General features: G+C 65.7%; 26 protein-coding genes. 24 read left to right on the top strand and 2 right to left on the bottom strand.

Features of this window, described 5'->3' with window-relative positions; all coding sequences use genetic code 11:
• Nucleotides 1-124 precede the first annotated feature (124 nt).
• From ABYF38_RS05290 to ABYF38_RS05330, 9 genes are all read left to right on the top strand, one after another.
• Nucleotides 125-1,342: a sensor histidine kinase gene (locus ABYF38_RS05290; RefSeq protein WP_371151322.1), complete on the top strand. Its 1,218-nt coding sequence runs from the start codon at nt 125-127 to the stop codon at nt 1,340-1,342.
• The gene (locus tag ABYF38_RS05295; RefSeq protein ID WP_371151324.1) at nt 1,339-1,986 is read left to right on the top strand and encodes a response regulator; all 648 of its coding nucleotides are present in this window, start codon (nt 1,339-1,341) and stop codon (nt 1,984-1,986) included. The genes ABYF38_RS05290 and ABYF38_RS05295 overlap by 4 nt, the downstream gene beginning before the upstream one ends.
• A gap of 85 nt (nt 1,987-2,071) precedes the next feature.
• On the top strand, nt 2,072-2,950 hold the full coding sequence (locus ABYF38_RS05300; RefSeq protein WP_371151326.1) for an ABC transporter ATP-binding protein: 879 nt from the start codon (nt 2,072-2,074) through the stop codon (nt 2,948-2,950).
• Nucleotides 2,951-2,955: 5 nt separating this feature from the next.
• Complete coding sequence (locus ABYF38_RS05305; RefSeq protein ID WP_371152999.1) at nt 2,956-4,092, top strand: ABC transporter permease; 1,137 nt, start codon at nt 2,956-2,958, stop codon at nt 4,090-4,092.
• A gap of 406 nt (nt 4,093-4,498) precedes the next feature.
• Nucleotides 4,499-4,681: a DUF4244 domain-containing protein gene (locus tag ABYF38_RS05310; RefSeq protein ID WP_371151328.1), complete on the top strand. Its 183-nt coding sequence runs from the start codon at nt 4,499-4,501 to the stop codon at nt 4,679-4,681.
• Between the two features lie 43 nt (nt 4,682-4,724).
• The gene (locus tag ABYF38_RS05315) at nt 4,725-5,051 is read left to right on the top strand and encodes a TadE family type IV pilus minor pilin (protein ID WP_371151330.1); all 327 of its coding nucleotides are present in this window, start codon (nt 4,725-4,727) and stop codon (nt 5,049-5,051) included.
• An 8-nt stretch (nt 5,052-5,059) separates the two neighbouring features.
• Nucleotides 5,060-5,365 (top strand): Rv3654c family TadE-like protein, encoded by a 306-nt coding sequence (locus tag ABYF38_RS05320; protein ID WP_371151331.1) that lies wholly within the window; start codon nt 5,060-5,062, stop codon nt 5,363-5,365.
• Nucleotides 5,366-5,536: 171 nt separating this feature from the next.
• Nucleotides 5,537-6,721, top strand: a complete 1,185-nt coding sequence (locus tag ABYF38_RS05325; protein ID WP_371151332.1) for a DNA cytosine methyltransferase — start codon at nt 5,537-5,539, stop codon at nt 6,719-6,721.
• Nucleotides 6,718-7,332, top strand: coding sequence for an Eco29kI family restriction endonuclease (locus ABYF38_RS05330; protein ID WP_371151333.1), 615 nt, complete (start codon nt 6,718-6,720; stop codon nt 7,330-7,332). The genes ABYF38_RS05325 and ABYF38_RS05330 overlap by 4 nt, the downstream gene beginning before the upstream one ends.
• A 76-nt stretch (nt 7,333-7,408) precedes the next feature.
• Here ABYF38_RS05330 and ABYF38_RS05335 read toward each other — a convergent pair whose 3' ends face one another.
• The gene (locus ABYF38_RS05335) at nt 7,409-10,009 is read right to left on the bottom strand and encodes a DEAD/DEAH box helicase (RefSeq protein WP_371151335.1); all 2,601 of its coding nucleotides are present in this window, start codon (nt 10,007-10,009) and stop codon (nt 7,409-7,411) included.
• A gap of 158 nt (nt 10,010-10,167) precedes the next feature.
• Between ABYF38_RS05335 and ABYF38_RS05340 the strand changes: the two genes are divergently transcribed.
• The 14 genes from ABYF38_RS05340 to ABYF38_RS05405 all read left to right on the top strand — a co-directional run bounded on the left by ABYF38_RS05340 (nt 10,168) and on the right by ABYF38_RS05405 (nt 23,263).
• On the top strand, nt 10,168-11,319 hold the full coding sequence (locus tag ABYF38_RS05340) for a phosphatase PAP2 family protein (RefSeq protein ID WP_371151337.1): 1,152 nt from the start codon (nt 10,168-10,170) through the stop codon (nt 11,317-11,319).
• A 474-nt stretch (nt 11,320-11,793) separates the two neighbouring features.
• On the top strand, nt 11,794-13,830 hold the full coding sequence (locus tag ABYF38_RS05345) for a ribonucleoside triphosphate reductase (protein WP_371151339.1): 2,037 nt from the start codon (nt 11,794-11,796) through the stop codon (nt 13,828-13,830).
• A gap of 213 nt (nt 13,831-14,043) precedes the next feature.
• Nucleotides 14,044-14,751 carry an anaerobic ribonucleoside-triphosphate reductase activating protein gene (locus ABYF38_RS05350; RefSeq protein ID WP_371151341.1) on the top strand — a complete coding sequence of 236 codons (708 nt, stop codon included), beginning with the start codon at nt 14,044-14,046 and terminating at the stop codon, nt 14,749-14,751.
• Between the two features lie 220 nt (nt 14,752-14,971).
• Nucleotides 14,972-16,783, top strand: coding sequence for a hypothetical protein (locus ABYF38_RS05355; protein WP_371151343.1), 1,812 nt, complete (start codon nt 14,972-14,974; stop codon nt 16,781-16,783).
• A gap of 60 nt (nt 16,784-16,843) precedes the next feature.
• Nucleotides 16,844-17,353, top strand: a complete 510-nt coding sequence (locus ABYF38_RS05360) for a DUF6301 family protein (protein WP_371151345.1) — start codon at nt 16,844-16,846, stop codon at nt 17,351-17,353.
• A gap of 265 nt (nt 17,354-17,618) precedes the next feature.
• Nucleotides 17,619-17,927, top strand: a complete 309-nt coding sequence (locus tag ABYF38_RS05365) for an NTP pyrophosphohydrolase (protein WP_371151347.1) — start codon at nt 17,619-17,621, stop codon at nt 17,925-17,927.
• A 53-nt stretch (nt 17,928-17,980) separates the two neighbouring features.
• On the top strand, nt 17,981-18,490 hold the full coding sequence (locus tag ABYF38_RS05370; protein ID WP_371151349.1) for a DUF6301 family protein: 510 nt from the start codon (nt 17,981-17,983) through the stop codon (nt 18,488-18,490).
• 44 nt (nt 18,491-18,534) lie between these two features.
• Nucleotides 18,535-19,044: a DUF6301 family protein gene (locus tag ABYF38_RS05375; RefSeq protein WP_371151351.1), complete on the top strand. Its 510-nt coding sequence runs from the start codon at nt 18,535-18,537 to the stop codon at nt 19,042-19,044.
• A 47-nt stretch (nt 19,045-19,091) separates the two neighbouring features.
• Nucleotides 19,092-19,601, top strand: coding sequence for a DUF6301 family protein (locus tag ABYF38_RS05380; protein WP_371151353.1), 510 nt, complete (start codon nt 19,092-19,094; stop codon nt 19,599-19,601).
• Between the two features lie 44 nt (nt 19,602-19,645).
• Complete coding sequence (locus tag ABYF38_RS05385) at nt 19,646-20,155, top strand: DUF6301 family protein (protein WP_371151355.1); 510 nt, start codon at nt 19,646-19,648, stop codon at nt 20,153-20,155.
• Nucleotides 20,156-20,222: 67 nt separating this feature from the next.
• A complete protein-coding gene (locus tag ABYF38_RS05390) occupies nt 20,223-20,537 on the top strand; it encodes a hypothetical protein (protein WP_371151356.1) in 315 nt (104 codons plus the stop codon).
• A 102-nt stretch (nt 20,538-20,639) separates the two neighbouring features.
• Nucleotides 20,640-22,241 (top strand): IS1634 family transposase, encoded by a 1,602-nt coding sequence (locus tag ABYF38_RS05395; RefSeq protein ID WP_420492503.1) that lies wholly within the window; start codon nt 20,640-20,642, stop codon nt 22,239-22,241.
• A gap of 150 nt (nt 22,242-22,391) precedes the next feature.
• The gene (locus tag ABYF38_RS05400) at nt 22,392-22,700 is read left to right on the top strand and encodes an NTP pyrophosphohydrolase (RefSeq protein ID WP_371151358.1); all 309 of its coding nucleotides are present in this window, start codon (nt 22,392-22,394) and stop codon (nt 22,698-22,700) included.
• Nucleotides 22,701-22,753: 53 nt separating this feature from the next.
• A complete protein-coding gene (locus tag ABYF38_RS05405) occupies nt 22,754-23,263 on the top strand; it encodes a DUF6301 family protein (RefSeq protein ID WP_371151360.1) in 510 nt (169 codons plus the stop codon).
• Nucleotides 23,264-23,341: 78 nt separating this feature from the next.
• On the opposite strand, the gene manA is transcribed toward ABYF38_RS05405, so the two are convergent.
• On the bottom strand, nt 23,342-24,742 hold the full coding sequence (gene manA / locus ABYF38_RS05410) for a mannose-6-phosphate isomerase, class I (protein ID WP_371151362.1): 1,401 nt from the start codon (nt 24,740-24,742) through the stop codon (nt 23,342-23,344).
• Nucleotides 24,743-24,793: 51 nt separating this feature from the next.
• Here manA and ABYF38_RS05415 point away from each other — a divergent pair, with 51 nt between their 5' ends.
• Nucleotides 24,794-26,512 (top strand): DUF7059 domain-containing protein, encoded by a 1,719-nt coding sequence (locus ABYF38_RS05415; RefSeq protein WP_371151364.1) that lies wholly within the window; start codon nt 24,794-24,796, stop codon nt 26,510-26,512.
• The last annotated feature ends 331 nt before the right edge of the window (nt 26,513-26,843 follow it).

Below are 26,843 nucleotides of genomic sequence, written 5' to 3' on the forward strand. Positions count from 1 at the left end.
CGCAGCAGGACCTGGATCGGTCCCGCCAACCCTCGCCGATTCGAACGGCCCTCGCGCGCAGGATGGCGTTGCCGCGCAGAGCAACCAGCCGATCGCGGGCGGGCGGGCCGATTATGATCGATTCATGCGCACCCGACAACTCCCGGCCCGTTGGCTGCGCGCGGACCTTCTATTCGCCGCCCTGCTCATGCTGATCGGGTGGGTGATGATCTTCCTCTCCCACGCTGCCGAGCTAACCGTCTACAAGACACCCCTGTGGCAGCAAATGATCGGCTCTGCCGCAGTGACTCTTCCCCTGGTGTGGCGACGCCCGTTCCCACTGGCAGTCGGCCTAACGCAGGCGGTGGCGTACGTCGTCGCCTCGCTCCTGACCGGCATGGACGTCTACGCGACCCAGGTGGCGCTGTTCCTTGGGTTCTACTCCATGGGCGCGTGGAGCGCTCAACGCGGGCGCGCCCTCTTGGCACGGTTGATCGTCGTGAAGCTGATGGCCCTAGCGCTGCTCCTGGCCATGTTCAAAGTGTTCGACGCCACCGGCGCCCAGGCAGTCTCCGCGCGGGTGTTCCTGGCGGGCCTCGCCATCAATGCGATCATTAACGTCGCCTTCTTCACGGGCGCGTGGATCTTCGGTGATCGCGCGTACGAGCAGGCGCTGGAACGCAACGAGCTCGTGGCGGCGCAAGCCCGCATCGTCGCACTGCAGACCGAGTTGGTGGCGTCCGCCGTCGAGGAGGAGCGTCTGCGGATAGCGCGCGAGCTGCACGACGTAGTAGCGCACCACGTCACGGCGATGTCCGTGCAGTCGGCGGCCGCCCGCCGGATCCTGCACCGAGATCCGGAGGGAGCCGCCGCTGCCCTCAAGGGAGTCGAGGCGAGCGCCCGGCTCGCCGTCCAGGACCTGCGCACCATGGTCCTGACGCTTCGTGACTCCGACGAGCCCACCGACCACCTCCCCACGCTCGCTGACGTGCCCGTGCTTGTCGAACAGGCCCGGGCCGGTGGGCAGAACGTGGACTACGTGATCGTCGACGAACCCCACGACCTGTCGCCCGCAGCGGAGCTCACGCTGTACCGAGTCGCGCAGGAGGGCCTCACCAACGCCGCCAAGCACGCAGGCCAGGGTGCCAAGGTCTCGCTGAGGCTCCGCAACCGGCCGGGCGCAGTCGAGTTCGAGGTCTCCGACGACGGGCGCGGCCTGAGCGCGGCATCCACCGGAAGCGGAACCGGCCTGCAGGGCATGCGCGAGCGGGTGCAGGCCGTCGGCGGCACCGTGGAGGCGGGCCCCAAACCCCGCGGCGGCTACCGGGTCCGCGTCGAGCTTCCCACGGTGGTGCACCCGTGATCCGGGTACTGCTGGTCGACGACCAGGCGCTAATCCGCGCCGGCTTTGCCACCATCCTCGGCACCGAGCCGGACATAGAGGTGGTCGGTCAGGCGGCCGACGGCGAAGAGGGCGTTCGCCTAGCGCTCGAGCTCGCCCCCGACGTCGTCTGCATGGACGTCCGGATGCCCGTTCTTGACGGAATCGAGGCGACGAAACGCCTACAGCAGGCGGGGTCGCGGGCGGCGGTGCTGATCCTTACGACGTTCGACCGTGACGACTTCCTGTTCGAGACGCTGCAGGCCGGCGCAGCGGGATTCATCCTGAAGACTGCGGAAGCAGAGCAGCTCGTCGAGGCAGTGCGAGCGCTCGGGCGCGGTGACGGGCTGCTCTCCCCGGAGGTCACCCGCAGGGTCATCGCGCGGTTCGCGGCGACACCTACCCCGTTGGCGCCGGACAGGACCGATGACCGGCTCACCGCGCGCGAGCACGACACGCTCCTGCTCGTGGCGCGCGGGCTCACCAACGCGGAGATCGCGCAAGAAATGTTCGTCAGCCCCGAGACGGTCAAGACGCACGTGTCCAACATCCTCATGAAACTCGGTCTGCGTGACCGTATCGCCGCCGCGATATGGGCCCACGAGCAAGGCCTGGTCACGCGGTGAGAACGGCCTCCCCCGACCGGGGGAGGCCAAGAAATCCCTCTCATGCGGGACGCGCGCCGGTGCCGGCAGGAAATAGCGTGAAGACATGATCAGCGTACGAAATGTCCACCGCTACTTCGGTGACAAGCACGTCCTTGACAACGTCACCTTCGACATCAAACCCGGCCTGATGACCGGCTTCGTCGGCGGCAACGGCGCGGGCAAGACCACCACCATGCGCATCATTCTGGGTGTCCTTGCGGCCCAGCAAGGGGAGGTGCTTGTAGACGGCAAGCCGATCTCGCCAGGGTTCCGCTCCAGCATCGGCTACATGCCCGAAGAGCGTGGCCTCTACCCGAAGATGAAGATCATCGACCAGCTCGTCTACCTCGGCCAGTTGCACGGCCAATCTGCCGCCGCCGCAAAGCGTCGCGGCCTGGAGCTGCTCGAGCGGCTTAACCTCAACGGCAAACCGACCGACACGCTCGAGTCCTTGTCGCTCGGCAACCAGCAGCGCGCGCAGATCGCTGCCGCGCTTGTACACGATCCCGTAGCGCTCATCCTCGACGAGCCGTTCTCCGGGCTAGACCCGGCGGCCGTGGACGCCACCCTCGAGGTGTTGCGCGACGTCGCCGCCACCGGTGCACCCGTGCTGTTCTCGTCCCACCAGCTCGACGTCGTCGAGCGCCTCTGCGACGAGCTCGTCATCATCGCCCACGGGCGGATCCGCGCCGCCGGCACCCGCGCCGACATCCTTGCCGCTGACGTCCGCAACGAGTGGGAGCTCCAGATTGCGGGCGACACCGGCTGGGTGCGAGACAGGGGCGTCAAGGTGCTCGAGTTCGACGGCGGCTACGTGAAGTTTCAGGCCGACGAGGCTGCCGCGCAGCGCGTACTCGTCGACGCGGCAGGACGCGGGCACGTCGAACAGTTTGGGCGCGTGCGCCGTAACCTCCACGAGATATACAAGGAGCTGGCCCAGTGACCACCATGCAGACCCCTACGTATGCCCCCATGCAGACCCCTACGCTCACTCCGAGCCCAACGTTCTGGACCACGGTCGGCATCGTCGCAAAGCGCGAGATCGTGCAGCGATTCCTGTCGAAGTCGTTCATCATCTCAACCGTCGTCTCGCTTGTGTTGTTGCTCTTTGCCATCGTCGGACTCCCCCGACTGAGCGAGCTACTAAGCGGTGGCGACACCACCGTCGCCGCTACGGCGGAGGTGGCAGCCAAGCACCAAGAGCTTCCAGGTGTCGTGTTCCAGGAGGTAGCCGACGAGGCCGCCGCCCGCGAGGCCGTGCAGAGCGAGGTCGTTGACGCCGCCATCGTCGCCGACGCTGCCTCCCCCACCGGTTTCAAAGTGCTCGGCTTCCGCAATGCACCGGATGGTCTGGTCAGCGAACTATCGGAGAGACCGGAGGTGGAGATCCTTGACCCGAACGCCCCCAACCCGATGATCGCCTACTTCATTGCGATCGGCTTCGGCGCACTGTGGATGATGTCCGGCATCACGTTCGGGATGAGCATCGGCAACTCGGTCGTGGAAGAGAAACAGACACGCATCGTCGAAATCCTGCTGGCCTCGGTGTCGTCCCGGGCACTGCTTACCGGCAAGATCGTCGGCAACTCCGCTGCGGCGATGGTGCAGATCCTGCTCATCGTCGCCGTCGTCCTCGGTGGCACCGCCATCAATGGCAGCGCGGTTCCGGTGGCCGATCTGACGGTGCCACTGGCTTGGTTTGTGGTCCTGTTCCTGATCGGATTCGTGATGGTGGCCGCCCTCTATGCGGCGGCGGCTGCGCTCGTCTCACGCGCGGAAGACCTCGCGAACGTGCAACAGCCAATCATGTGGATGGTCATGATCCCCTACTTCTTGGTGGTCTTCCTTTCCGACAACCCGCTCGCGCTCGCGATCATGAGTTACGTGCCCTTCTCGGCGCCGGTGTCAGTGCCGATGCGTCTGTTCCTGGGCCAGACGGCCATGTGGGAGCCGGTCATCTCGGTGGTCCTGCTGGCAGTCACGACCGCGCTGATCATCTTGGTCGCGGCCAAGATCTACGACAACGGTTTGCTGCGTACCGGTAAGCCGCTGAAGTGGAAGGAAGCGCTGAAGAGCGACGCCTGAGGCGTCTTCGGCACACTGCGGTCGGTGCGCTATCCCGCCAATGGGGTGGCGCACCGACCGCAGTCCCCGCCTCCGCTCCCCGGGGCCAGGGGCGCGCGCGAAAGCGACTGGCACACCCCTGCCTCGCAAATGTTGCAACGGGGTACATGTGACCGCTTGGTGCCATGGCACCGGTCGGTCGCATGTACTCCGACCGCACGCTTGTGCGCTCGGGGGCACCGCACCACCACGCACCACCCACCACAGCCCCCACCTTCAGCTGCGAAGAGCCGGTTATCCAGAGGGCGCTTCGGGCTGGGGATAACCGAGAATCGGCACCCTGCGCACCCGCCCTGTTTCTGCGCCGTCCCGCCTGGGATTTTGGTTTTTGCGCGAACACCCGCGCACGAACCGAAAGGAGTTGGCGATGAAGCACATCGAGAAGTGGCGCAAGCGGCTGGAGGCGGAGGACGGGATGGCGACCGCTGAGTACGCCGTCGTGACGCTCGCGGCTGCGGCCTTTGGCGGCCTGCTGCTGGCGTTGGCCCGGTCCGGCGAGCTGCGCGATGCCCTGCTGGGCATCCTGCGTTCGGCGCTGAGCATCGGATAACGCGGTGAGATGGCCAGGCAGGGCGAAGCCGGAGCGCGGCTCGGTGACTGTCGAGTTCGCGCTGGGGTTCCTGGCGCTGGCGGCCGTGGTGGTCCTGGTTCTGTCCTCGTTCACCCTGGCGGCGGCCAAGCTCAGGGTGGCCGAGGCGACCAGAACGGCGGCGCGCTTAGCCTCGCTGGACGTGAGCAGCCAAGAGGTAACGCAGGCGGCTCGGCGCATCGCCCCTCAGGTCAGCGTGTCCGTGTCGGTCCAGGGGGAGTGGGTGCTGGTGAGCGTGTCAGCCCCCGCTCCCCATCCCGCCCGTTGGTTTGGCCTGGAGCTCAGCTCGCAGGTCTGGGCGCTGAGGGAGGCGGCGCTACGCCCGCTCTAGTGGGGGTGGTGGCGTTGCTGTTGGCGGCGTGGCTGGCCCTGACCGCGTTCGCTGCGGCGGGTGCCGCTAGAGCCCAGGCGGCCGGCGCGGCTGACATGGCTGCGCTGGCCGCCGCCACCGCCCTGAGCAGTGGAAATGGCGCGCCCTGCACCTTGGCGGTCCAGGTGGCGGCCCGCAACGGCGCCGCCCTGACCTCCTGCCAGATATTGGGGGACGACGTTGCCGTGGTGGTCACCGTGCCGGTGCCGCCGCCCGGCGGGCTGGTGCTGGGGGCGGTGAGCGAGCAGGCCAGGGCCGGCCCGGCCGTGCCCTAAGAAATGTTGGTGGGCTGCGCTCTAATGGCTCCAGGCCGAACGCCGCCTGCGGCTGGCCGCTGCCGTCCGGTGTGGCAGCGGCGGCCGTGGGCGGCTCGGGGGCCGTGGGCGGTAGTGGTGGCCCGTGGCGGCGGCTCGCGGGCGCAAGCCGATAGTAGTTAGGGTGGGAAGGTGCGAAGCGTCGAGTTATTTGCAGGTGGGGGCGGTTTGGCGCTCGGCACCCACCTGGCGGGTTTCAGCACAGAGGTGGTTGCGGAGTGGAATCGCTGGGCATGCGACACCATTCGGGAGAACCAGAGCAATGGTCACCCGCTGGTGGCGGGCGCCCAGGTGATCGAGGGGGATGTGCGGGACATCGACTGGTCCGGCCTTGCAGAGGGCGTGGACCTGGTCTCTGGTGGGCCGCCCTGCCAGCCCTTCAGCGCGGGCGGCCGGGGCCGGGCAGCGGACGACGAGCGTGACATGTTCCCGGCCACAGCCGAAGTTATACGGCGGCTGCGCCCCAGGGCTTTCATTGTGGAGAACGTGCGGGGCCTGATGCGTCCGGCCTTCGCCGACTACTTCTCCTATGTTCAACTGCGCCTGACCCACCCCGAACTGGTGGCGCACCCGAACGAGAGTTGGGGCGACCATTACGCGAGGTTGCAGGCAGAACACACGAGCGTCAGCTCCGATCTCCAGTACAACCTCCTGCCCACTCTGGTCAATGCGGCAGATTATGGTGTGCCGCAGCAGCGTTGGCGCGTGTTCCTAGTGGGGTTCCGGGCGGATATTGACGCAGAGTGGTCCTTCCCGCAGCCGACCCATTCGGCCGGTGCACTGCGGCGGGTCCAGGAGAGCGGCGACTACTGGGAAATGCACCAGGTGGCGGAGAAGTCGCGGAGAATTGTCCGCGCTCGGTACACGGATGCGGACCTGGAGATGATGCCCTGGCGGACGGTGCGAGACGCCATATCCGATCTGCCCAGGCCAGGACGAAAGGGCGCGCTCAACCACATCATTCAACCGGGAGCTCGCGCGTACCCAGGCCACACAGGGTCCTACATCGACGCACCTGCGAAGGCGTTGAAGGCGGGAGTGCACGGTGTGCCCGGTGGCGAGAACATGCTGCGGCGGCCGGATGGTTCGGTCCGTTACTTCACTGTGCGTGAGGCGGCTCGGCTGCAGACCTTCCCGGATACGTACGCGTTGCACGGACCCTGGAGCGAGGCAATGCGGCAACTAGGAAACGCGGTACCGGTGAAGCTGGCTGAGACCGTGGCGCTGTCGGTGCGCGAGCACTTGGAGCTGGCAGAGACTAGAGAACGCGCGAAAAAGACAGGCCCCACAGAGCGCCATTTGCGGGCGGTGTCATGACGTACGAACCCTTCAATCCCCTGGCGATGGACTCCCTGGCGGAGTCGGTTGTTCGCCGACTCATGCAGAGTGCCCCAGTTCCGCTACAGGGGATTGCGCGCTTCCAGGGCGCTGGAGTGTACGCGATCTACTACACGGGAGATTTCCCCGCGTACGAGATCGTTGCGAGGCAGAACGTAGAGGGGAAGTGGGATTTGCCGATCTACGTTGGTAAGGCAGTGCCAAAGGGCGGCCGGCAAGGGCTGGAGCTAGGGCAGGACCCGAACAGTGCGGCACTGTGGGGCCGCTTGCGCGAGCACGCCAAGAGCATTGAAGCCGCCCGGAATCTGAACATCGAGGATTTCTACGTGCGGTGGATCGTGGTGGAAGACATCTGGATCCCCCTGGGAGAGTCCACGCTTATCCGCAGTACGCGCCCGGTGTGGAACGCCGTGGTGGATGGGTTTGGCAACCACGACCCTGGCAAGGGGCGCCATCGGGGCAAAGCCCCGCAATGGGACACGCTCCACCCCGGACGGCCGTGGGCCGAAAAGCTGACTCAGCGCGATCCCGGTGAGGCTGCCCTGATCGAGAGGGGCGCCATTCAGTACCTGCGCGAGCGGCACAACTGAAGCCTGTGTGCCTCGGGCTGGCTCCGCAAATCCTGGTTCGGGCCGGGGAAAGACCGTGATGCGGCCAAACGGGTGCCTAGCTGGCCTTCAGCAGGGCGCGCAGCACCCGCACGGCTCCTGCCTTTGAGAGCGGTTCGTTGCCGTTGCCGCACTTGGGGGACTGGATGCACAGAGGGCAGCCCGCCTGGCACGGACAGTTCTCGATCAGCTCCAAGGTTGTCTGCACCCACCTGTGTCGGTGCAGGTAGCCGTGGCGAGAAAAGCCGGCGCCGCCGTCTAGGGCGTCGTGCACAAAGACCGTGGCGCACTGCGTGGTCGGGTGCAGGCGGGCGGACAGTCCGCCCAGGTCCCACCGGTCGCAGTTGGCTAGCAGCGGCAGCATGGCGATCTGGGCGTGCTCTGCGGCGTGCAACGCCCCGGGCAGCTCCTCCCAGGTGAGGCCCGCTGCCTCCCAGACGGGCTGGGGCATGGTCCACCACACCGCCTGGGTGAACAGGGTGCGCACCGGCATGTCCAGGGCGTGGTGGGACAACACCATGCCCTCTGCGGTGCTGAGCCGGTCGTAGCCGGTGACCTGGCCGGTCACCTCCACCATGCCTAGCGACCACTCGCACTGCGTAGCCGACGCGACCGCGTCGACGAAGTGCGGGGGATGCTCCCCGGCGGCGGGGGAGATGGCGGTCTGGCCGCCAAGGCCGGGGGCGGAAACAAGCCCGGCCCGCTGGGCCGGCTCCTGCACCTCGAGCGGTAGGACGGTGGAGGTGGACGATGCGCGGGTGCGGTAGCCCGGCTCACGCCTGGCCTTGACCACCACCGTGTCATCGCGCAGCTCCAGCACGCCGTAGAGGCGGCCCTGGTGGACGTAGAGCGCGCCGGGGTGAACGGTGGAATCCGCGCGCGCCCCGCCCTCGATCAGCGCGATCACCGCGCCGGTGTCCGCGTCCACCACGTGCAACTGATCCATCTCACCGCGCAGAGTGGTCAGCTCGTGCGCGGGCCGGGCCAGCGCCACGTTCCAGCACCAGCCGGAGGGTCGCTCCCGCAGCAAGCCCTGCGCGGCTAGCTCCCGCACCAGCCCCCACCCGGGCAGGCCAAAGACCTCCAGGTCGGCTGCGGTCAGCGGCGCCTCCGCAGCCGCAGCGCACAGGTGCGGACGCAAAACGTGCGGATTGCCCGGGTCGAACGCGGTCGCCTCGGGGGCCCCGAGCACGAACTCAGGGTGGTGCAACAGGTACTGGTCCAGCGGGTTGGCTGAGGCCACGAAAACGGCCAGGCCGGGCGCGCCGGCGCGCCCGGCCCGACCCGCCTGCTGCTGCAGAGACGCCCGGGAACCGGGCCATCCGGCAATTATCACCGCGTCCAGCCCGGAGACGTCTATCCCCAGCTCCAGCGCACTTGTGGTCACCAGCAGCCGCAGGTCACGGCCCCTGAGCGCTGCCTCCAGCTCCCGTCTTTCTTCCGGCAGGTAGCCGCCCCGGTAGGCCGCCACGCCCGCGGCGAATTGCTGTGCCCCGCCCCGGCTCAGCTGGTCGCGCACGTGCTCCGCGATCCCCTCCACCCCGGCGCGCGAGCGCGCAAACACCAGGCTCTGCGCCCCCAATGCGGTGAATCGCGCCGCCAGCCAGGCCGCCTCGGCGGAGGCCGAGATGCGGGGACGCTCGGCAGGATCGATCCCCGCTGTCGCCGGCGCCTTCCCCGGAGCGTCGCCCACCCCTGCGGGCTTTCCACCGGTCTCGCCCCCGGCGCGCCCGCCAGGCGCCCCGGCTGCCGGAACCTTCGCATAGGCCGGCTGCCAGAGCGCCAACATTTGGGGGCCGCGAGGAGAAGCGTCGTCCGTCACCGCCACCACCTGCGCAGGGTCCACCCCGATTAGGCGGGCCGCAGCGCCAGCAGGATCGGCGGCCGTCGCGGAGGCGAACAGCACGCGCGGCCGCGCCCCGGACATGCGCGCCAACCGCAGCAGGCGCCGCAAGACCAAGGAAACGTGCGCGCCGAACACGCCGCGATAGGTGTGGCACTCGTCCACGATCACCGTCTCCAGGCCGCGCAGCAGCCGCGACCAGGTGGAGTGGCGCGGCAGCAGCGCGTGGTGCAGGAAGTCCGGATTGGTCAACACAACGTCCGCGTTCCCGCGCGCCCACAACTTCTCCGCGCGGTCGGCGTCACCGTCGGCGGTGGCCACCTGCGCGTCCAGGCCGCAGGCGTCGATCACGCGCCGCAGCCCCGCCGCCTGATCCGCAGCCAGGGCCTTGGTGGGGGCCAAGTACAGGGCGGTGGGTCGCGCCCGCCACGCCGCGATCGACGTTCCCCCACCCGCCGCCTCCTGGGAGTTAGCGAGCGCCGACAGGACGGGTAGCCACGCCGCCAGGGACTTACCTGACCCGGTGCCCGTGGCGATCACCGTGTGACTACCTGCGTGCAAGGAATCGGCCGCCCGCACCTGGTGCTCCCAGGGCTCGGCTACCCCCAGCGCCCGGTAACCCGCCACCACCCGCGGGTTGGCCCACGCGGGCCAGGCCGAGTGCCGCGCGCTGCGAGCCGGGCTGGAGTGCAGGTGCACCAGTCGAGAATCCCTGTCCCCGGCCCACCCCAGAAAGCCCAGCAGCTGCCGATGGAGCGCTCCCGCCGCCTGGTTGTCCCCGGGGGCACTGGCTACAGCCCCGCCGGAATCAAGCACCCTGGGCCCATCTTCCCCGGTGGGCACGCCAAACCCGCCGGGGGAGGCGGGCACTTGGTTGGCTGCAGGCACCCCACAAGTGTGCCCGCTGCGGCCAACATTTGGCGCCGCAGCAGCTTGGGCGCGAGACTTTGCGGCCTTCCACGTAGGGTGGAGGAGTGCAGCCGCCGTCCAATCCGCCCTCCCCGAGTGGGCGGTCGCTAGGTGACAGCCGCCCGGTTCCCCGCCCGGCGGCCCGCCGGCCGCAGCGGCCAGCAGGTGGAACGAGCGCGGCGCAGAGCGCACCGGCCGGCACCGATCAGTTGGGCGGGCGCGGCAGCGTCGGCCACCACGGGCGTGCCGACCGGGCGAGCACTAACCCGCCGGGGGGCGGTGCGGAGCGTGGCGGCAAGACGCACACGGCACCGGTGGTCTCCTTCAAGCCCGACGCACCGCTGCTCCTTTTGGCCGCCGCCTGGCTGGCCGTGACGGGCGGCCTTTACTACTTCTTTGTGCGCACCGCTTGGGGACAAGCGCTAGACGCCCTCGTGATGCACGACGCTGCCTCCATCCCCTTCCTGACCACTATCGGGCGGATTTTGAACGAGTCCGCACTGGAGGCACTCATCTTGGCGATGGCCGTGGCCGCCGTGCTCGGGATGCTGCGCCGGCGTCCCTGGCTGGCGCTGGGCTGCGTGGCAGGTGCCGCCGGGGCGATGGTCCTCACGCAGCTGGCCAAGCGCTACCTGCTGACCCGCCCGGACCTGGGTGTGGGCTGGGTGCTGCCCAACTCCTTCCCCTCCGGGCACGGCACCGCCACTGCGGTCATCTGCCTGGTGGCGCTGGTCTCCGCTCCGCGCGCGTGGCGTCGCCACGTGGTGCCGGTGGCCCTGGCCCTGCCCCTGCTGAACGGCGGGGCGATGATGGCGATGGGGTGGCATCGGGCCGCCGACGTGCTGGGTGCCGTCAGTGTCTCCGCGTTCGCCCTCCTGGTCAGTCTTGCCCTGGTGCGCGGGTTGCGTCTGCGGCGCCTGGCGGCCTTGCGGGCCGAACCTGGTGGGGTGGCAGAGCCGGGCCCGCTGCTGCGCCGGCTCGAGCGGCACCTGTGGCTGTCGGCGGCCGGCAGCGTGCCCGTGGCCGGCCTGGCCCTGTTGGTGACGCGGGGGTTCTGGGCGAAGAACTCCGCCGACTTCCTGCGCGGCGACCTCTCCGCAGCCAGTCTGGGCGGAGGGGACGTGGCCGCAGCCGTGATGGTGCTGTCTCTGTACGCCGCCGTCTCCTGCGCAGCAGTCGCCTCCACGCTGCTGGCCGCGCGCCGCCTGGGCGCGTGACGCTCTGCCCGCCTGGGCGCGTGACGCTCTGCCCGCCTGGGCGCGTGACGCTCTGCCCGCGCTAAACCGCTCGACCTAGACCTTGTGCAGTCGACCTCGACCTTGCGTAGGGCTCTGAGGTCTAGGTCGAGTGCACAAGGTCTAGGCCGTCCGAATTTGAAGTAATTGGACGACGTTCCGCCCCGCCGCCCCGTCCCTGCGGCCCCGCCCCGCCGCCCCGCCCGAGCGGATACCTGGCCGGCAGGCGGCGCCAGCCCCTCCCCGGCGGCGCCAGCCCCGCTCCGGGCTGCACCCCTGCAAGTACTCGCCTATCGGTCCGCTGTGCGCCAGGGCCTTGGGTCCCGGTTCGCCCACGCCCAACCCCACAACATCTTGGGGAATGGGCGTGTCGCACCCACAAGATGTTGTGGTGTGGGGGTAGTTTCGATTCCGCTCGCCCAATAGACTGCATTAAAGAGGACCGGGAGAATCGCCATGGAAACCACCACGCGCCCAGACGCCGCCAACACCAACTCCGCTGCGGCGGCAACGCCTGCGAACAGTGCAGACACCGCCCCCGGCACGCGCGCCCCCGCCCCCGGCAAGACCGGACAGGGGCAGGCGCGGCCAACGCAGCGGCGGGTGGGCGACGTCGGCCGCCAAAAGCTCCACGCACCGGCGCAGGGTGCGGCAGACCGCGTAGAAGTGGACGCGATCTCCACGGTGGAGGAGTACCTGGCCCGCGCGGACTGGCGGGTGAACGCCAACGCCAACCAGGGCTATTCGCTGGGTGGGCTCATGCTCAACACGCAGGGCAAGATGATCGCCAACTACTGGCTCTCGCGCGTCTACGAACCGGCCGCTGGCGAGGCCCACCGAAACGGCGACATCCACATCCACGACCTGGACATGTTCGCCGGCTACTGCGCCGGCTGGTCCCTGAAGGCGCTGCTGCAGGAGGGCTTCAACGGCGTCCCGGGTGCCATCGCGGCGGGTCCTGCCAAGCACTTCTCCAGCGCCGTCGGGCAGATCGTCAACTTCCTGGGCACGCTGCAAAACGAGTGGGCGGGCGCGCAGGCGTTCTCCAGCTTCGACACCTACATGGCGCCGTTCGTGCGGCTGGACAACATGACCTACCAGGAGGTCTACCAGTGCATGCAGGAGCTGATCTACAACCTGAACGTCCCCTCCCGGTGGGGCACCCAGACTCCGTTCACCAACCTCACCTTCGACTTGACCTGCCCCGCGGACCTGCGTGACGAGGTGCCGCTGGTGGGCGGGGAGCTGTGCGACTTCACGTACGGCGACCTGGCGGAGGAAATGGCGATGATCAACCGCGCCTACATGGAGGTGATGACGGCCGGAGACGCGGAGGGCCGCGTGTTCACCTTCCCGATCCCCACCTACAACATGACCAAGGACTTCGACTGGGACAGCGAGGAGTCCACGCGCCTGTTCGCGATGACCGCGAAGTACGGCCTGCCCTACTTCCAGAACTTCATCAACTCTGAGCTGGACCCGGGCATGATCCGCTCGATGTGTTGCCGCCTCCAGCTGGACCTGCGTGAGCTGCTTAAGCGCGGAAACGGCCTGTTCGGCTCGGCGGAGCAGACCGGCTCGGTGGGCGTGGTGACGGTGAACTGCGCGCGCCTGGGCTACCTGTTCCCGGGTGATGAGGCGGGGCTGCTGGCGCGCCTGGATGAGCTGATCGACCTGGCGGTGGGTACGTTGGAGCGCAAGCGTGAGGTGATTCAGTACCACATCGACTCGGGCCTGTTCCCGTTCACCAAGCGCTACCTGGGGACGCTGGACAACCACTTCTCCACGTTGGGCGTGAACGGCATGAATGAGATGGTGCGCAACTTTACGCGCGACGCCTACGACATCACGGACCCGCGCGGGCACGCTTTGGTGGTGCGGGTGTTGGATCACCTGCGGGACCGGATGATTCGGGCTCAGGAGGCCACCGGGCACTTGTACAACCTGGAGGCGACCCCGGCGGAGGGCACCACGTACCGTTTCGCGCGGGAGGACCGCAAGCGGTTTGCGGACATCATCCAGGCTGGTACGGACGAGCAGCCGTACTACACGAATTCCTCGCAGCTGCCGGTGGGCTTCACGGATGACCCGTTTGAGGCGTTGGAGCGGCAGGAGGAGTTGCAGTCGAAGTACACGGGCGGCACGGTGCTTCACCTGTACATGAACGAGCGGGTTTCTTCGATCACTGCTTGTAAGTCGCTGGTGCGGCGGGCGCTGGAGAACTTCCGGCTGCCGTACATCACGATCACGCCCACCTTCTCTATCTGCCCGACGCACGGCTACCTGGTGGGTGAGCACTTCACGTGTGAGCGTTGCGCCGCCGCCCACCCGGATCGTGAGCCGGTGGAGTGTGAGGTGTGGACGCGCGTGATGGGCTACTTCCGCCCGGTGAAGAGTTTCAACACGGGTAAGAAGGGCGAGTACAACGACCGAGTGATGTTTACCGAGGCGGCGGCTGCGAGCCACGGGCCGATCGTGCGGGCGGCGCGGTAGGGCGCTGGCGGTATGGGGGCCGACGTCGCACCGGCGGGCACGCGCATTGCGGCCGCTTCGAGTTTGGTGGGGGTGGCCGACGCTGCCGCGCCCGCCGGTGCGAGCAGGCACCGCCCGGTACCGGACGGGGCGGGGGGTGGTGCGCCGCGTCTGACCGGGGGGAGGCCGACGCCGCAGGCGAGTGGGGGGAGGCCGACGCCGAGGGCGGAGGACTTGCAGATCGCGGGGGTGGTGCCGCTTAACTCCACGGACTGGCCCGATCACCTGTGCGCCACGCTGTACCTGCAGGGCTGCCCGTGGAGCTGCACGTACTGCCAGAACGTGGCGATCATCGACCCGCAGGTACCGGGGCAAGTGGCCTGGGCGGAGGTGGAGGAGCTGCTGGGCCGCAGGCGCGGCCTGCTAGACGGGGTGGTGTTTTCCGGCGGGGAGGCCACGCGCCAGGGCGCGCTTATCCCGGCGTTGGCGCGGGTGCGGGAGTTGGGCTTTGGTACCGGGCTGCACACGGCGGGTGCTTATCCGCACCGGTTGGCGGCGGCGCTGCCACTGCTGGACTGGGTGGGCCTGGATTTGAAGGCGCTACCGGAGCATTACGGTGCGGTGGCGGGCCGGGGGGCGCGTGGCACGGCGCCCTGGCAGTGCCTGGAGTTGGCGCTGGACGCGGGCGTGGGGCTGGAGGTGCGCACCACAATCTACCCGGGGTCCGTGGCGGCTGAGGATGTCCTGGAGGTGGCCCGGCGCGCCCGCTGCGCGGGCGCGCCCACCTTCGCGCTACAGGAGGCACGCGTGCAGGGGACGGCGGCGCAGTTTGAGGCCGGGGCTACGGCCTGGGACGCGCAGGTGTGGCAGCGCGAGTGGGGCGGGCTGGTGGAGGCCATCGGCGCGCTGGGTTTTGAGACGTTCCACGTGCGGGCGGCCTGAGCCGCGTGCCCGTGAGGGTAATTCACTGTCTTGTGTTGGAGTCCCCGCGAAATGGGGAGGGGGACCATAAACTAGCCAGTGCGCAGCAGGCAGTGGCTTAATCCGTTGGGGGTTTGTGGTGAGTTATCGTCCCTCTGATTGGAGCGCGCTGGGGTTGGGCAGTGACCCCACCCCGGGGGACCCGGTGGTGGTGCGTGATGGCGCTACCCGGTATCGGGGTGTGGCTGATGCGATCAAGCGTTGCGCCGACAGCCTGCGGGCGCTGGAGGCGGGGGCGAGTTCGCGGGCCGAGAGTGTCACGGCGCTGCTGGAGCAGCGCGACACCCTGCTCGATGGGATCGGTAAGGCCGAGGGGCGTTATCGCGCGGCCGGGGAGGCGTTGGAGACGTATTCGGCGGCGTTGGATCGGGTGCAGACCGACACGCTGAATGCTCTGTATGCGGCCAGGCAGGCCGAGTGGGAGCGCGATGAGGCCCGTGACAACCAGCGCTACTACCAGGACCTGGCCGACGACTACGCGGGCGCCGACGATGACAGCGGCTATGGGCATGACCAGCAGGTGCGTTACACGCGGTTAGCTAATAGTGCTGGACAGGATGCGGCGGCCGCTCAGGAGCGGATTGATAATCAGGTCCGGGTGGTCCAGGCCGCTGTGGCGGACCGGGATCGGGCTGCACAGACGGCAATTGATGCGATCCAGGGTGTTACCGCCACCGATGGGCTTAATGATGGCTGGTGGGAGGACTATGGCGCTAAGGTCCTGGGCTGGATCGCCGCCATCGCTGAATGGGTGGCCAATATCGCGGGCATCTTGGCTCTGGTCTTGTGCTGGGTTCCTGTACTAGGCCAAGCACTAGCGGTTATCGCTGGGATCGCTGGGGTCGTGGCTGCACTAGCCAACATCGGCCTGGCCTTGGGTGGGGAGAAGACTTGGCGCGAGGCCCTATGGTCCGTGGGTTTTGCTGCCCTGGGCTGCATCGGCCTGGGGGGATTGCGCGGTGCAGTCTCATCGCTGAAGGCCCTGGGCGGGCTGGGTAAGGCAATAAAAGCAGCCGGCGGCCTGAAGGGTGCCTTCTTGGCTTTCGCACGCGGACTACCCAAGGCAATCATCGGTGGCCTGAAGGGGATGTTCACCTCGGGGAAGAACGCGATTCTGCATCCGATTCAGTCGCTCAAGAACGTCGTTCGGTCGTTGCGCGGTGGGGCGGTCAAGGTGGTCGACGACGTCGCTAACGTCGTCGATGATGGCGTAAAGGCCGTGGCCAACGCTGCAGACGGCGTAGCGGATGACGTCGCGAAGGCTGTCGGGGACGATGCTGCGGGTGCAGTCAAACGGGGCTGGAAGGACGAAATCGGCGAGCTGGCGGAACAGCGAAAAATAGCCTTCAAAACTCGGGACGATGCGGTGCAGCAGCTTAAAGACCTGATGCCGGAGGATTACAGCATTTCGGACTTCAGTCGAAAAAAACTAAAGGGTACGCTTGTCGATTTGAGTGGTGAGGTTGATCCGTACACGTTGGATCAAATGAAGGAATTGGCTGATACTATCTCTTCCTCCCGAAGTGAGATAAGCCGCCTGGGAGAAAAGATTGGTGATGTTGGCGGGATTGGTACTCTCGAGGATAGTGGAGCGGTTGTAGTCGATAGCTTCAAAAATGTGTCATCGCCTGGTGCAAATAAGCTCGATTCCCTGGCCGTCTCTGCCGACGGCGATACGCTGATTGTTGGCGAGTTTAAGGGAGCGAGCGCCAAGCTGGACACCACGCCGCGCTCCACCATATTTGAGGGGCCGGCTGCGCAGGGAACTCCCGCATACACGCGCGATAGACTGCTAAAGGATGACCGGGTTGCCGCATTCTTCGCTGAGAACCCGGACATCTGGAGCAAGGTGTCCAGCGGTGACATGAAGTTTGAGCTGCATGTGATTACTACCAAAATAGACGCGGATCCGGTATCTGTAATTATGGAATTTGGGATGACGGATGACGTGCTTGGCGCGATGGCCAAGAAGGTAAATGAGTTGATGAAATAGCGTGAACCTGTCGAAATTGGTTGACTGATAGTGGAAACTGAGTTGGAAAGGGAAGATGGCGTGGGCGAGTTTGAGGCGATGTCGGTAGAGCGTAGTGTGGCTGCGATTAGGGCGTGGGCAGACGCTGCGTGGCCACTTATGCCCGAAGATGGTGACGCCATTTGCTCCAGGCTCGGGTGGCTGCCTGATCCTGAGAGCTCGAGGTTCTACTACAGTGGCTTCAACGATGGAAAGGATCGCGATATCAGCGTTGTTGCCAAGGATGGCAAGGTGTGGTCGGTTACTTTCTACTTGACCACACGGCTCGCAGTGGATGAAGTCGAGAAGAATGCGCCGTTCTTAAAGGAATTGGCTAGTGCGGTCATCGAGCAGATTTCTGTAGAATATGGCAAGCCGAGTCGCACAGTTACCCCCAGGGGCGCGGAGCTGATTGAATGGGAGTTGGCAGACGGCGTGACAATCGATTTGGCCCACAACCCTCGGGTTCTAATGGTGACCGTGGACTCTCCCGCCCGGACCGCTCTCATGGCCGACCCAAGCGCGGATCCGAACCCGGACGAGCGTTTGTAATGCGCTGGTAGTCCTGCGTGCGTCAAGGTGCGCTAGTCGCTGCTATGTCTTAGTCGGGTAGTCGAGATTGGGTGGGTCAGTGAAGCGGTTTGAGAATGTGACCGTCGGCGAAGATGGTGTGATCAGGACTTATAGTCCGCAGCATACCCCGAAGAGGTTTGCAGATTCTTTCGAGCGCCTACTGGCATCGCCTCGTTTCATGGATGGCAAGCGTATTTTCTCTATGATTGCGTGGGCTGGGCCGGACGAGGTGCATCCATACAATGTGCGTAAGAATTCGTATCATCGGGGTAATTATATGCAGTGCGGTGGTTCTACCGAGGCTTTGACGGTTGAGGTGCGGGTGACGCACCCGAATAAGTCGTTCGAGCATTATGTGGTGGCGCGGGAGCCTGTGCGGGATCCGGGGGCGTGGACCACGATTTCGTGGGATAACGGGGGTGAGGAGCCGTTCGTGGTGCGTTTGCATCCGGAGGAGGTCTTCACTGGTGAGCAGGCCGCGAAGGTGTTTCGGGACTACATTGAGCGCGACCAGCTGCCACCCGACGAGTTGCTGCGCCGCGTCTACATTTGATCGATGTCCGCTCGGCGAGTGCGTTAGTTGCTGTTGTGTGGAGGTGAGTGCCAATGGGTGAGTTCGAGGCAATGTCCTTAGGGCGGTGTGTGGCTACGGTTAGGGCGTGGGCGGAAGCGTCCTGGCCGCTCACGCCGGAACAGGGGCGGGCTATTTGCTCGGAACTTGGCTGGATGATGGATCCAGAAAAGGAGAAGTTCTATTTTACCGGGCTGGGTGTTAGTTGGAAGCGGGACGCGTCCCTTACCGTCCGGGACGGTGGTGTTTGGTCGGTTCTGTTTCAGCTGACCACTCGCGTTTCCCCAGAGGATGTCCAAAGCCACGGTCAAACCGTTCTGGAGTTGACCAACGCATTGACTGAAGAGTTGACGATGTTGTACGGGAACCCGCAGTGCGGATTGACGGAATCGGGAAAGAAAACGGTTGACTGGAGATTGTCTAACGGTGTGGTAATCGGCTATGCGGCAAACACGACGGTATTAATGGTCTTCATCGACTCTCCCGCCAGGACGGCATTAATGGATGATCCGCGCAGTGATCCGAACCCGGACGAGCGTTTGTAGCGCGCGAAGTGCCGTGCGCGACGGTTGTATAGAGGTGAGTGCTGATGGGTGAGTTTGAGGCAATGTCTTTAGAGCGGTGTGTGGCTACGGTTAGGGCGTGGACGGAAGCTCCCTGGCCGCTTACGACAGAACAGGGGCGGGCCATCTGTTCGAAATTGGGTTGGGTAGAGGATCTGGAAAAGCCGACGTTCTTTTACGTCGGGCTCGGCGATAGGTCAAAACGCGATGCGTACTTTTTGGTCCACGATGGTGGTGTTTGGTCGGCTGTGTTTCAGCTGACCACTCGTGTTTCCCCAGAGGATGAGCAAAGTCACGGTCAAACTGTTCTGGAGCTGAGTTATTCGCTGATAGGTGAGTTGACGCGATTGTATGGGACTCCTTTTGTTGAGGGGAGCCCGTTGGAAATAGAAAGAGTCCAGTGGGATTTGGCTAACGGTGTGGCCATCCACTATGCGCCAAATACGACGGTTTTAGTGGTCTTCATCGACTCTCCCGCCAGGACGGCATTACTGGATGATCCGCGTGCGGACCCGAACCCGGACGAGCGCTTGTAACGCGCCGGGGTCTGCCGTGGGCGACGGTTGTATGGAGGTGAGTGCTGATGGGTGAGTTTGAGGCAATGTCCCTAGAGCGGTGTGTGGCTACGGTTAGGGCGTGGGCGGACGCGCCCTGGCCGCTTACGCCAGAACAGGGGCGGGCCATCTGTTCGAAACTGGGTTGGGTAGAGGATCTGGAAAAGCCGACCTTCTTTTACGTCGGGCTCGGTGATCGATCAAAACGCGATGCGTACTTTTCGGTCCACGACGGTGGTGTTTGGTCGGCTGTGTTCCAGCTGACCACTCGTGTTTCCTCGGAGGATGTGCAAAGCCATGGTCAAGCCGTTCTGGAGTTGACCAACGCATTGACTGAAGAGTTGACGATGTTGTACGGGAACCCGCAGTGCGGATTGACGGAATCGGGAAAGAAAACGGTTGACTGGAGATTGTCTAACGGTGTGGTAATCGGCTATGCGGCAAACACGACGGTATTAATGGTCTTCATCGACTCTCCCGCCAGGACGGCATTAATGGATGATCCGCGCAGTGATCCGAACCCGGACGAGCGTTTGTAGCGCGCGAAGTGCCGTGCGCGACGGTTGTATGGAGGTGAGTGCTGATGGGTGAGTTTGAGGCAATGTCCCTAGAGCGGTGTGTGGCTACGGTTAGGGCGTGGGCGGACGCTCCCTGGCCGCTCACGCCGGAAGATGGGCAGGCTATTTGCTCGGAACTTGGCTGGATGATGGATCCAGAAAAGGAGAAGTTCTATTTTACCGGACTGGGTGATAGTTGGAAGCGGGACGCGTCCCTTACCGTCCGGGACGGTGATGTTTGGTCGGTTCTGTTTCAGCTGACCACTCGCGTTTCCCCTGAGGATGCCCAAAGCCACGGTCAAACCGTTCTGGAGCTGACCAGTGCGCTGACTGATGAGTTGACGGTATTGTATGGGAGCCCGTTACGCGAATTCACTAAGTCGGGGAAGGAAAGGTTCCAGTGGGACTTGGCTAATGGCGTGTCCATCCACTATGCGGCAAATACTACGGTTCTCCTGGTTTTCATAGATTCCCCTGCTAATACAGCTTTGTTGGCTGACCCGCGTGCGGATCCGAACCCGGACGAGCGTTTGTAGTGCGCTGGTAGTCCTGCGTGCTAGTCGCTGCTATGTCTTAGTCGGGTAGTCGAGATTGGGTGGGTCAGTGAAGCGATTTGAGAATGTTACAGTCGGCGAAGATGGCGTGATCAGAACTTATAGTCCGCAACATGCCCCGAAGAGGTTTGCTGACGATTTCGAGTTGGATCTCAAGTCAAGACTTTTTGACGGCAAGCGTATTTTCTCTATGATTGCGTGGGCTGGGCCGGACGAGGTGCATCCATACAATGTGCGTAAGAATTCGTATCATCGAGGTAATTACATGCAGTGCGGTGGTTCTACTGCGGCGATGACGGTTGAGGTGCGGGTGACGCACCCGAATAAGTCGTTCGAGCATTACGTGGTGGCGCCTGACTTTTGACACTTGGTATGGAGCTGGGTGGTTTGGGTCGGGTTTTCGTTGATTTTCTGCGGGTGTGGGGGTTGGTTTGGGTCACTAAGGGGGTGGCTATGATGAGGGTTTGTGAGCCCGTTCATCCGTCAAGTGCGTACTGCCTCGGGGGCCACGGCTGTGCAGATCGTGATCAAGGAAGGCCGGCGTAACAGGATTGTTGAGCACATTGGTTCGGCTCGTACGCCTGGCGAGCTTGCTGCCTTGGTCCAGATCGCACGGGAAAAGCTCCATCCTGGCCAGCTCGAGCTAGACCTGGACCTTTCATCGGGGTGGGCAGACTCCGCGCCGGGTGGCCTGGAGGACTACCGGCAGGCGGCCAGTAGCGCAGCGCGCGTGGTTGGCCACCGTAGCGGCTTGTTGTGGCAGATCCTTTGCGATGCTTGGCGGGATCTTGGCTTTGACCAAGCGGTAGGCGATGAGGCCTTCAAACAGATTGTCCTGGCCCGGCTGATCGAACCCACCAGCAAGAGCGCTATAGCAGCAATGTTGACCAGCCTGGGGCTGGAATCCTTTGACTCACGCACCCACTTTCGTGCCCTGGCCCGTTGTGTGGAGCGTGATTACCGCTGCGCTTTGGCTCGCGCGGCTTTGGCGCATTGCCTGGCGTATGGGGATGTGTCCTTGGTGTTGTACGACGTGACTACCTTGTACTTCGAAGTCGAGGAAGAAGACGCGCTACGCAAGGTCGGTTACTCCAAGGAACGCCGCGTCGATCCCCAGATCCTGGTCGGCCTGCTGGTAGACCGCAACGGTTTTCCCCTAGAGGCCTCCTGTTGGGAGGGCAACAAGTGCGAAACCCATACCCTCATCCCCACCATCGAGGCCTTCAAGCAACGCGCTGGGGTGGAAAACCTGGTGGTGGTAGCTGATGCTGGCATGCTCTCTCGGGCTAACTTGCAAGCCCTCAACGAGGCTGGCTACGGCTTCATTGTCGGGGCCAGGCAGACCAAAGCACCCCTGGACCTCCAAGCGCATTTCTTCTGGCACGGGGACTACTTCACTGATGGGCAGATCATTGAGACCATCACCCCACGCCACGCCGGCAAACAAGAACGCGATCAGCGCCTCAAGGCCGAACCGGTCTGGCACCCACAAACACACCCGGGCTCGTGGCGGGCGATCTGGGTCTACTCATCAAAGCGTGCCGCCAGGGACAACAAGACCCTTACTCTCCAGGAGAACCGGGCTAGAGCCATCGTTGCTGGGGAAAAAGCTATGCGCTCAGCCAGGTTCGTCACCACTAGCTCCCAAGGAAGGGGCCTGGATGAAAAGGCCCTGGCCAGGGCGCGGCGTCTAGTCGGGCTTAAGGGCTATGTCACCAACATCCCAGCCCAGTCCATGAGCGCGGCCGAAATTGTGGCTGACTACCACGATCTGTGGAAGGTGGAACAGTCCTTTCGCATATCCAAACACGATCTACGCGCCCGCCCGGTCTTCCACCACACCCACCAATCCATCCAGGCTCACCTGACCGTGGTAACCGCTGCCCTGGCCATAGCCCGCCACCTACAGACCCGAACCGGCCTGTCCATCAAGAAGATCATCCAGGCCCTCAGGCCCGTCATTGACGTCACCATCAACATCAACGGACACGAACTCACAGCCACCAGCCAACCCCAAGGCCAAGCCGCCAACATCCTGGCCAGCCTCACCAACAAAATGGGTCACTAACGGTGTCAAAAGTCAGGTTATAGTCCGCAACATGCCCCGAAGAGGTTTGCTGACGATTTCGAGTTGGATCTCAAGTCAAGACTTTTTGACGGCAAGCGTATTTTCTCTATGATTGCGTGGGCTGGGCCGGACGAGGTGCATCCATACAATGTGCGTAAGAATTCGTATCATCGAGGTAATTACATGCAGTGCGGTGGTTCTACTGCGGCGATGACGGTTGAGGTGCGGGTGACGCACCCGAATAAGTCGTTCGAGCATTACGTGGTGGCGCGGGAGCCTGTGCGGGATCCGGGGGCGTGGACCACGATTTCGTGGGATAACGGGGGTGAGGAGCCGTTCGTGGTGCGTCTGCACCCGGAGGAGGTCTTCACGGGCGAGCAGGCCGCGAAGGTGTTTCGGGACTACATTGAGCGCGACCAGCTGCCACCCGACGAGTTGCTGCGCCGCGTCGACATTTGAGCCATGTCCGCTCGGCGAGTGCGTTAGTTGCTGTTGTATGGAGGTGAGCGCCAATGAGTGAGTTTGAGGCGATGTCGTTAGAGTGGTGCGTGGCTACGGTTAGGGCGTGGGCGGAAGCTCCCTGGCCGCTCACACCAGAACAGGGGCGGGCTATCTGCTCGGAACTCGGCTGGATGATGGATCCAGAAAAGGAGAAGTTCTATTTCACCGGACTGGGTGATAGTTGGAAGCGGGACGCGTCCCTTACTGTCCGGGACGGTGGCGTTTGGTCGCTTTTGTTCCAGCTGACCACTCGCGTTTCCCCGGAGGGTGCCCAAAGCCACGGTCAAGCCGTTCTGGAGCTGAGTTATTCGCTGATAGGTGAGTTGACGCGATTGTATGGGACTCCTTTTGTTGAGGGAAGCCCGTTGGAAATAGAAAGAGTCCAGTGGGATTTGGCTAACGGTGTGGCCATCCACTATGCGCCAAATACGACGGTTTTAGTGGTCTTCATCGACTCTCCCGCCAGGCGGGCTCTGCTGGCTGACCCGCGTGCGGATCCGAACCCGGACGAGCGTTTGTAGCACGCCCCGCCTCGGCCTGCCCGGTCGTGCGACGCGATGTGCAGCGTGGCACCTCAGCCCGCCACGACTCGTAGTTAGCTACGGAACGCCGGCCTGAATGAGGGTGCCGGGGCCGCTCACCCGCACCCGACCGCAGCTGGCGGCCACAAAGGCGGCCTGTCCTCGTTTCAACTCCAACTCGGTCCAGGGGCGTGCCGGGTCGTCGGCCTCCCAGGCCTCCCCAGGGTCTTCGCCCCAGGTTTCGGCAGGGGGGTCGGCGGGAACGTCGGGGTAGGGGGCGCAGTCGCACAGGCCACCGGCGGCGTCGGCCGGCTCGACCTCGGCGGCAGCGTCGTTCCCGTTCCCGTTCGTCCCGTTCTGGGCGGCCACGAAGGCGGCAGAGGGCCGCACGCGCACCTTCACCTCCCCCTCGGTGCATAGCAGAATGCGGGGGCCGCCGCCCGGCACGCGAGTCTCCTCGCCGCCGGGGGTGACGCACAGCTCGAAGTCGTCCACCGGCGCGTAGTAGGTGCGGGTGCGCTGCCCGGCGCTCTCCGGCGCGATGCGCACTGGCGGAGCGGCTGTGGACTCCACGCAGGCCAGCATCTCGGTGACGTCCACGTGCTTGTTGGTCAGCCCCGCGCGCAGCACGTTGTCGGAGTCCGCCATGATCTCCACCCCGAAGCCGCTCAGGTAGGCGTGCACGGCCCCGGCCGGGACGTACAGTGCCTCGCCCGGCTGCAGGGTGACGGGGTTGAGCAGCATCGCGGCCACCACGCCCGGGTCGCCGGGGTAGGCCTGCGCCAGGCGGGCAACGATGCGGTCGGTGCGCTCGGAGGGTGACTTCCCCGCCGCCAGGCGCCTGGCCACGGCCCGCGCAAAGCTGTCCACGGCCTGCTTACTGGGTCGCGTCTCGGGTTGGATCAGGTAGGCAAAGGCCTCCCGCGGCCCGGTGCTGCCGGGCCTGGAGCGCACGATCCCGCGCAGCTTGGCCGCCAGCGGGTGGCCCAGCCCGGCCAGGAGCTCGGCGGCGCGGCGCGGCGCCCGGAAACCAGCCAGGGCCTCGAAGTGCTCCAGAGCCAGTAGCATCTCGGGCTTGTGGTTGCGGTCGTGGTAGGAGCGCTTGGGGTCGGTGCGGGGCACGCCGCGCTCGTCCTCCTCCGCGTAGCCCTGGGCGGCACGCTCGCGGGAGGGGTGCACCTGCAGGCTGAGTGGCGCGGCCGGGGCGATGAGCTTGAGCAGGTAGGGCAGGCGGGGACCGAACTGGTTTTGCACCGCCTCGCCCAGGCTGGTGCGGGTGGTGGTGAGGATGTGTGCGGCCAGGGTGCGCCCGGTCTCTAGCCGGGTGGCGCCGCGAGAGTGCGTGCCGTACCAGACCTCGGCGTACGGCTTGCCGTCGGTTTCCAGACCAAGGAAGGCAGGGATGGCGCTGGGCGAACCCCACGAGTAGTGCTGCACCGCGCCGTGCAGCGCCAGCAGGGGGCTGGGCTCTTCTTGCACCCGGCCAATCTACCGGGCGCCCATGCGAGGGAGGCAAATTATTCTGTCGCCATGCACGCAAAGCCTGCCTCCGCCGACGTTCCGCCCGCCCCGTCCCCCAGCCCGGTCGCCCGGAGCGCGAGCGTGCCACCGCCGGCGCCGCTCTCCCCGTGGGTGGGGCACCTGGCGGCCGACTTCGTTGCCGCAGGCTGGACGGTGAGCGGCTGCGAGCGGTACCTGGGGGCGCGGGAAATGGCGGCCTTGGCGCGCGAGCAGCGCACTGCGCTCCTCATGGCGGCCCGGGCGGTGGAGGCCGGCTCGCCCGCCCACGCCCTGGCCCTACTGACCCGCCTCTTCGTGTTGGGAGACCAGCTCAGCGCGCAGGAAGTGGCCCTAGCTTTGCCGCGCACCACGCTGGCCGGCGCGCTCGAACTCGGTCTGCTGGCGTCTCAATCGGCGGAATCGGCGCGGCCGGCCGCATACCGGGCCACCTGCTGCGTCGCCCCGCACCACCTGCACACCCGCGACTACTGGGTGGCCTCAGACCTCACCGAGCTGGCCAGCGGGCGCGCCTTGGGGGCAGATCACGTGCTGGGCGTGGGCGGAGCGTCGTCCACACTGGCGGCGTGGACCATCCGCGAGGCCGTGGCGGGAGGGCGGCACGGCGCGGTGGCGGACGTGGGAACCGGATCCGGCATCCAGGCGCTTGCTGCGGCGCACCGGGCGGACGGCGTGCTGGCCACCGACATCTCCGAGCGTGCACTGCGCTTTGCCCGCTTTAACGTCGCGCTGGATGAAGCGGTCTGCGCGGTGCAGGGCCACGTGGACGACGCTGCCGCCAACCCCCGTGATCCCGCCGCTCCCCGCGCCGCCGCCACCTCCCGCCCCGCGCCAATCCAGACGGCCCTGGGGTCCCTGCTGGAGCCGCTGGCCGGGCGGGAGTTTGACCTGATCGTGTCCAACCCGCCCTTCGTAATCACGCCCCAGAACCTGGATCTGCCGTTGATGGAGTACCGTGACGGCGGCCTGGGTGGGGACGTGCTGGTCTCGCGTCTCCTGGCGTGCCTGCCGGCCCACCTGGCCCCGGGCGGGGTGGCGCAGCTGCTGGCGAACTGGGAGCACCACGCGGGGCAGGAGTGGAGCGAGCGCGTGGAGAGCTGGCTGCCTAAAGGCATCAGCGCGTGGGTCATCCAGCGCGAGGTGCTGGACCCGGCCCAGTACGTGGAGATGTGGCTGCGCGACGGCGGCCTGGACCCGCGCACCGACCGCGCCGCCTACGAGGCCAGCTACGAGCGCTGGCTGGCCGACTTCGACCGGCGCGGCGTGGACGCGATCGGCTTTGGCCAGGTGATTTTGCACCGGCCCGCCCGCGCCACCGACAGGACGTGGCGGCGGATCGAGGATGCCCCCGGGCTGGGCGCCCCCGACCCCGCAGCACACGTCCTGCTCACCTTGCGCGCCCGCGCCGTACTGGCCCAGTTGGACGACGCCTCTCTTGCCGCCCTGCCCCTGCGCCTATCTCCGGACGTGGTGGAGGAGCGCTACTACACCCCCGGCGCGGCCGACCCGCAGCTGGTGCGCCTGAGCCAGGGCGGTGGGCTGGCCCGCAAGGTGGTGCTGACCACCGCCCAGAGCGCCGTGGTGGGGGCCTGCGACGGCGAGCTCCCGGTCGGCGCGATCATCGCCGCCGTGGCCCAGCTCTTGGAGGTCCCCGCCGCCGACGTGGCGGGCGAGGTGCTGGGGCTGCTGCGCACGCTGACAGAAGACGGGCTGCTGTTGCTGCCGGCCTGAGCATCGGGCGAGGCGACGCACTCTCCCAGGAAGGCTGTGCTGAATTGATTCTCCCGCTGACACGTTCTGACACGCGTCTTAGCCGTCAGTAAGTCCTAGGGGCACGCGACCTAGACGACGAGGCCTTTCCATTCTCTACGTCAGATGAGCTCCCAAGACTCCCGTGCCTGTAGCGCCGCGCGTGCCCAAACAGCGTGGAAGAGTTCCCGTCTGGTGGCGTCGGCCCACTTGGGCACCAGCACACCACCTCGAAGTGGCCACCAGTACACACTCGTTCGAGAAGAGCCGGTAATTCACTGTCTTGTGTTGGAGTCCCCGCGAAATGGGGAGG

The sequence above is a fragment of the Buchananella sp. 14KM1171 genome (assembly GCF_041380365.1).
GTDB classification, from domain to species: Bacteria; Actinomycetota; Actinomycetes; order Actinomycetales; family Actinomycetaceae; genus Buchananella; species Buchananella felis.

Bases quoted from the DNA above. Each gene is read 5' to 3' on its own strand.
- ABYF38_RS05290 (WP_371151322.1), top strand. From the start codon at position 125: ATGCGCACCCGACAACTCCCGGCCCGTTGGCTGCGCGCGGACCTTCTA.
- ABYF38_RS05300 (WP_371151326.1), top strand. From the start codon at position 2,072: ATGATCAGCGTACGAAATGTCCACCGCTACTTCGGTGACAAGCACGTC.
- ABYF38_RS05305 (WP_371152999.1), top strand. From the start codon at position 2,956: ATGCAGACCCCTACGTATGCCCCCATGCAGACCCCTACGCTCACTCCG.
- ABYF38_RS05310 (WP_371151328.1), top strand. From the start codon at position 4,499: ATGAAGCACATCGAGAAGTGGCGCAAGCGGCTGGAGGCGGAGGACGGG.
- ABYF38_RS05330 (WP_371151333.1), top strand. From the start codon at position 6,718: ATGACGTACGAACCCTTCAATCCCCTGGCGATGGACTCCCTGGCGGAG.
- ABYF38_RS05345 (WP_371151339.1), top strand. From the start codon at position 11,794: ATGGAAACCACCACGCGCCCAGACGCCGCCAACACCAACTCCGCTGCG.
- ABYF38_RS05370 (WP_371151349.1), top strand. From the start codon at position 17,981: ATGGGTGAGTTCGAGGCAATGTCCTTAGGGCGGTGTGTGGCTACGGTT.
- ABYF38_RS05375 (WP_371151351.1), top strand. From the start codon at position 18,535: ATGGGTGAGTTTGAGGCAATGTCTTTAGAGCGGTGTGTGGCTACGGTT.
- ABYF38_RS05380 (WP_371151353.1), top strand. From the start codon at position 19,092: ATGGGTGAGTTTGAGGCAATGTCCCTAGAGCGGTGTGTGGCTACGGTT.
- ABYF38_RS05385 (WP_371151355.1), top strand. From the start codon at position 19,646: ATGGGTGAGTTTGAGGCAATGTCCCTAGAGCGGTGTGTGGCTACGGTT.
- ABYF38_RS05405 (WP_371151360.1), top strand. From the start codon at position 22,754: ATGAGTGAGTTTGAGGCGATGTCGTTAGAGTGGTGCGTGGCTACGGTT.
- ABYF38_RS05415 (WP_371151364.1), top strand. From the start codon at position 24,794: ATGCACGCAAAGCCTGCCTCCGCCGACGTTCCGCCCGCCCCGTCCCCC.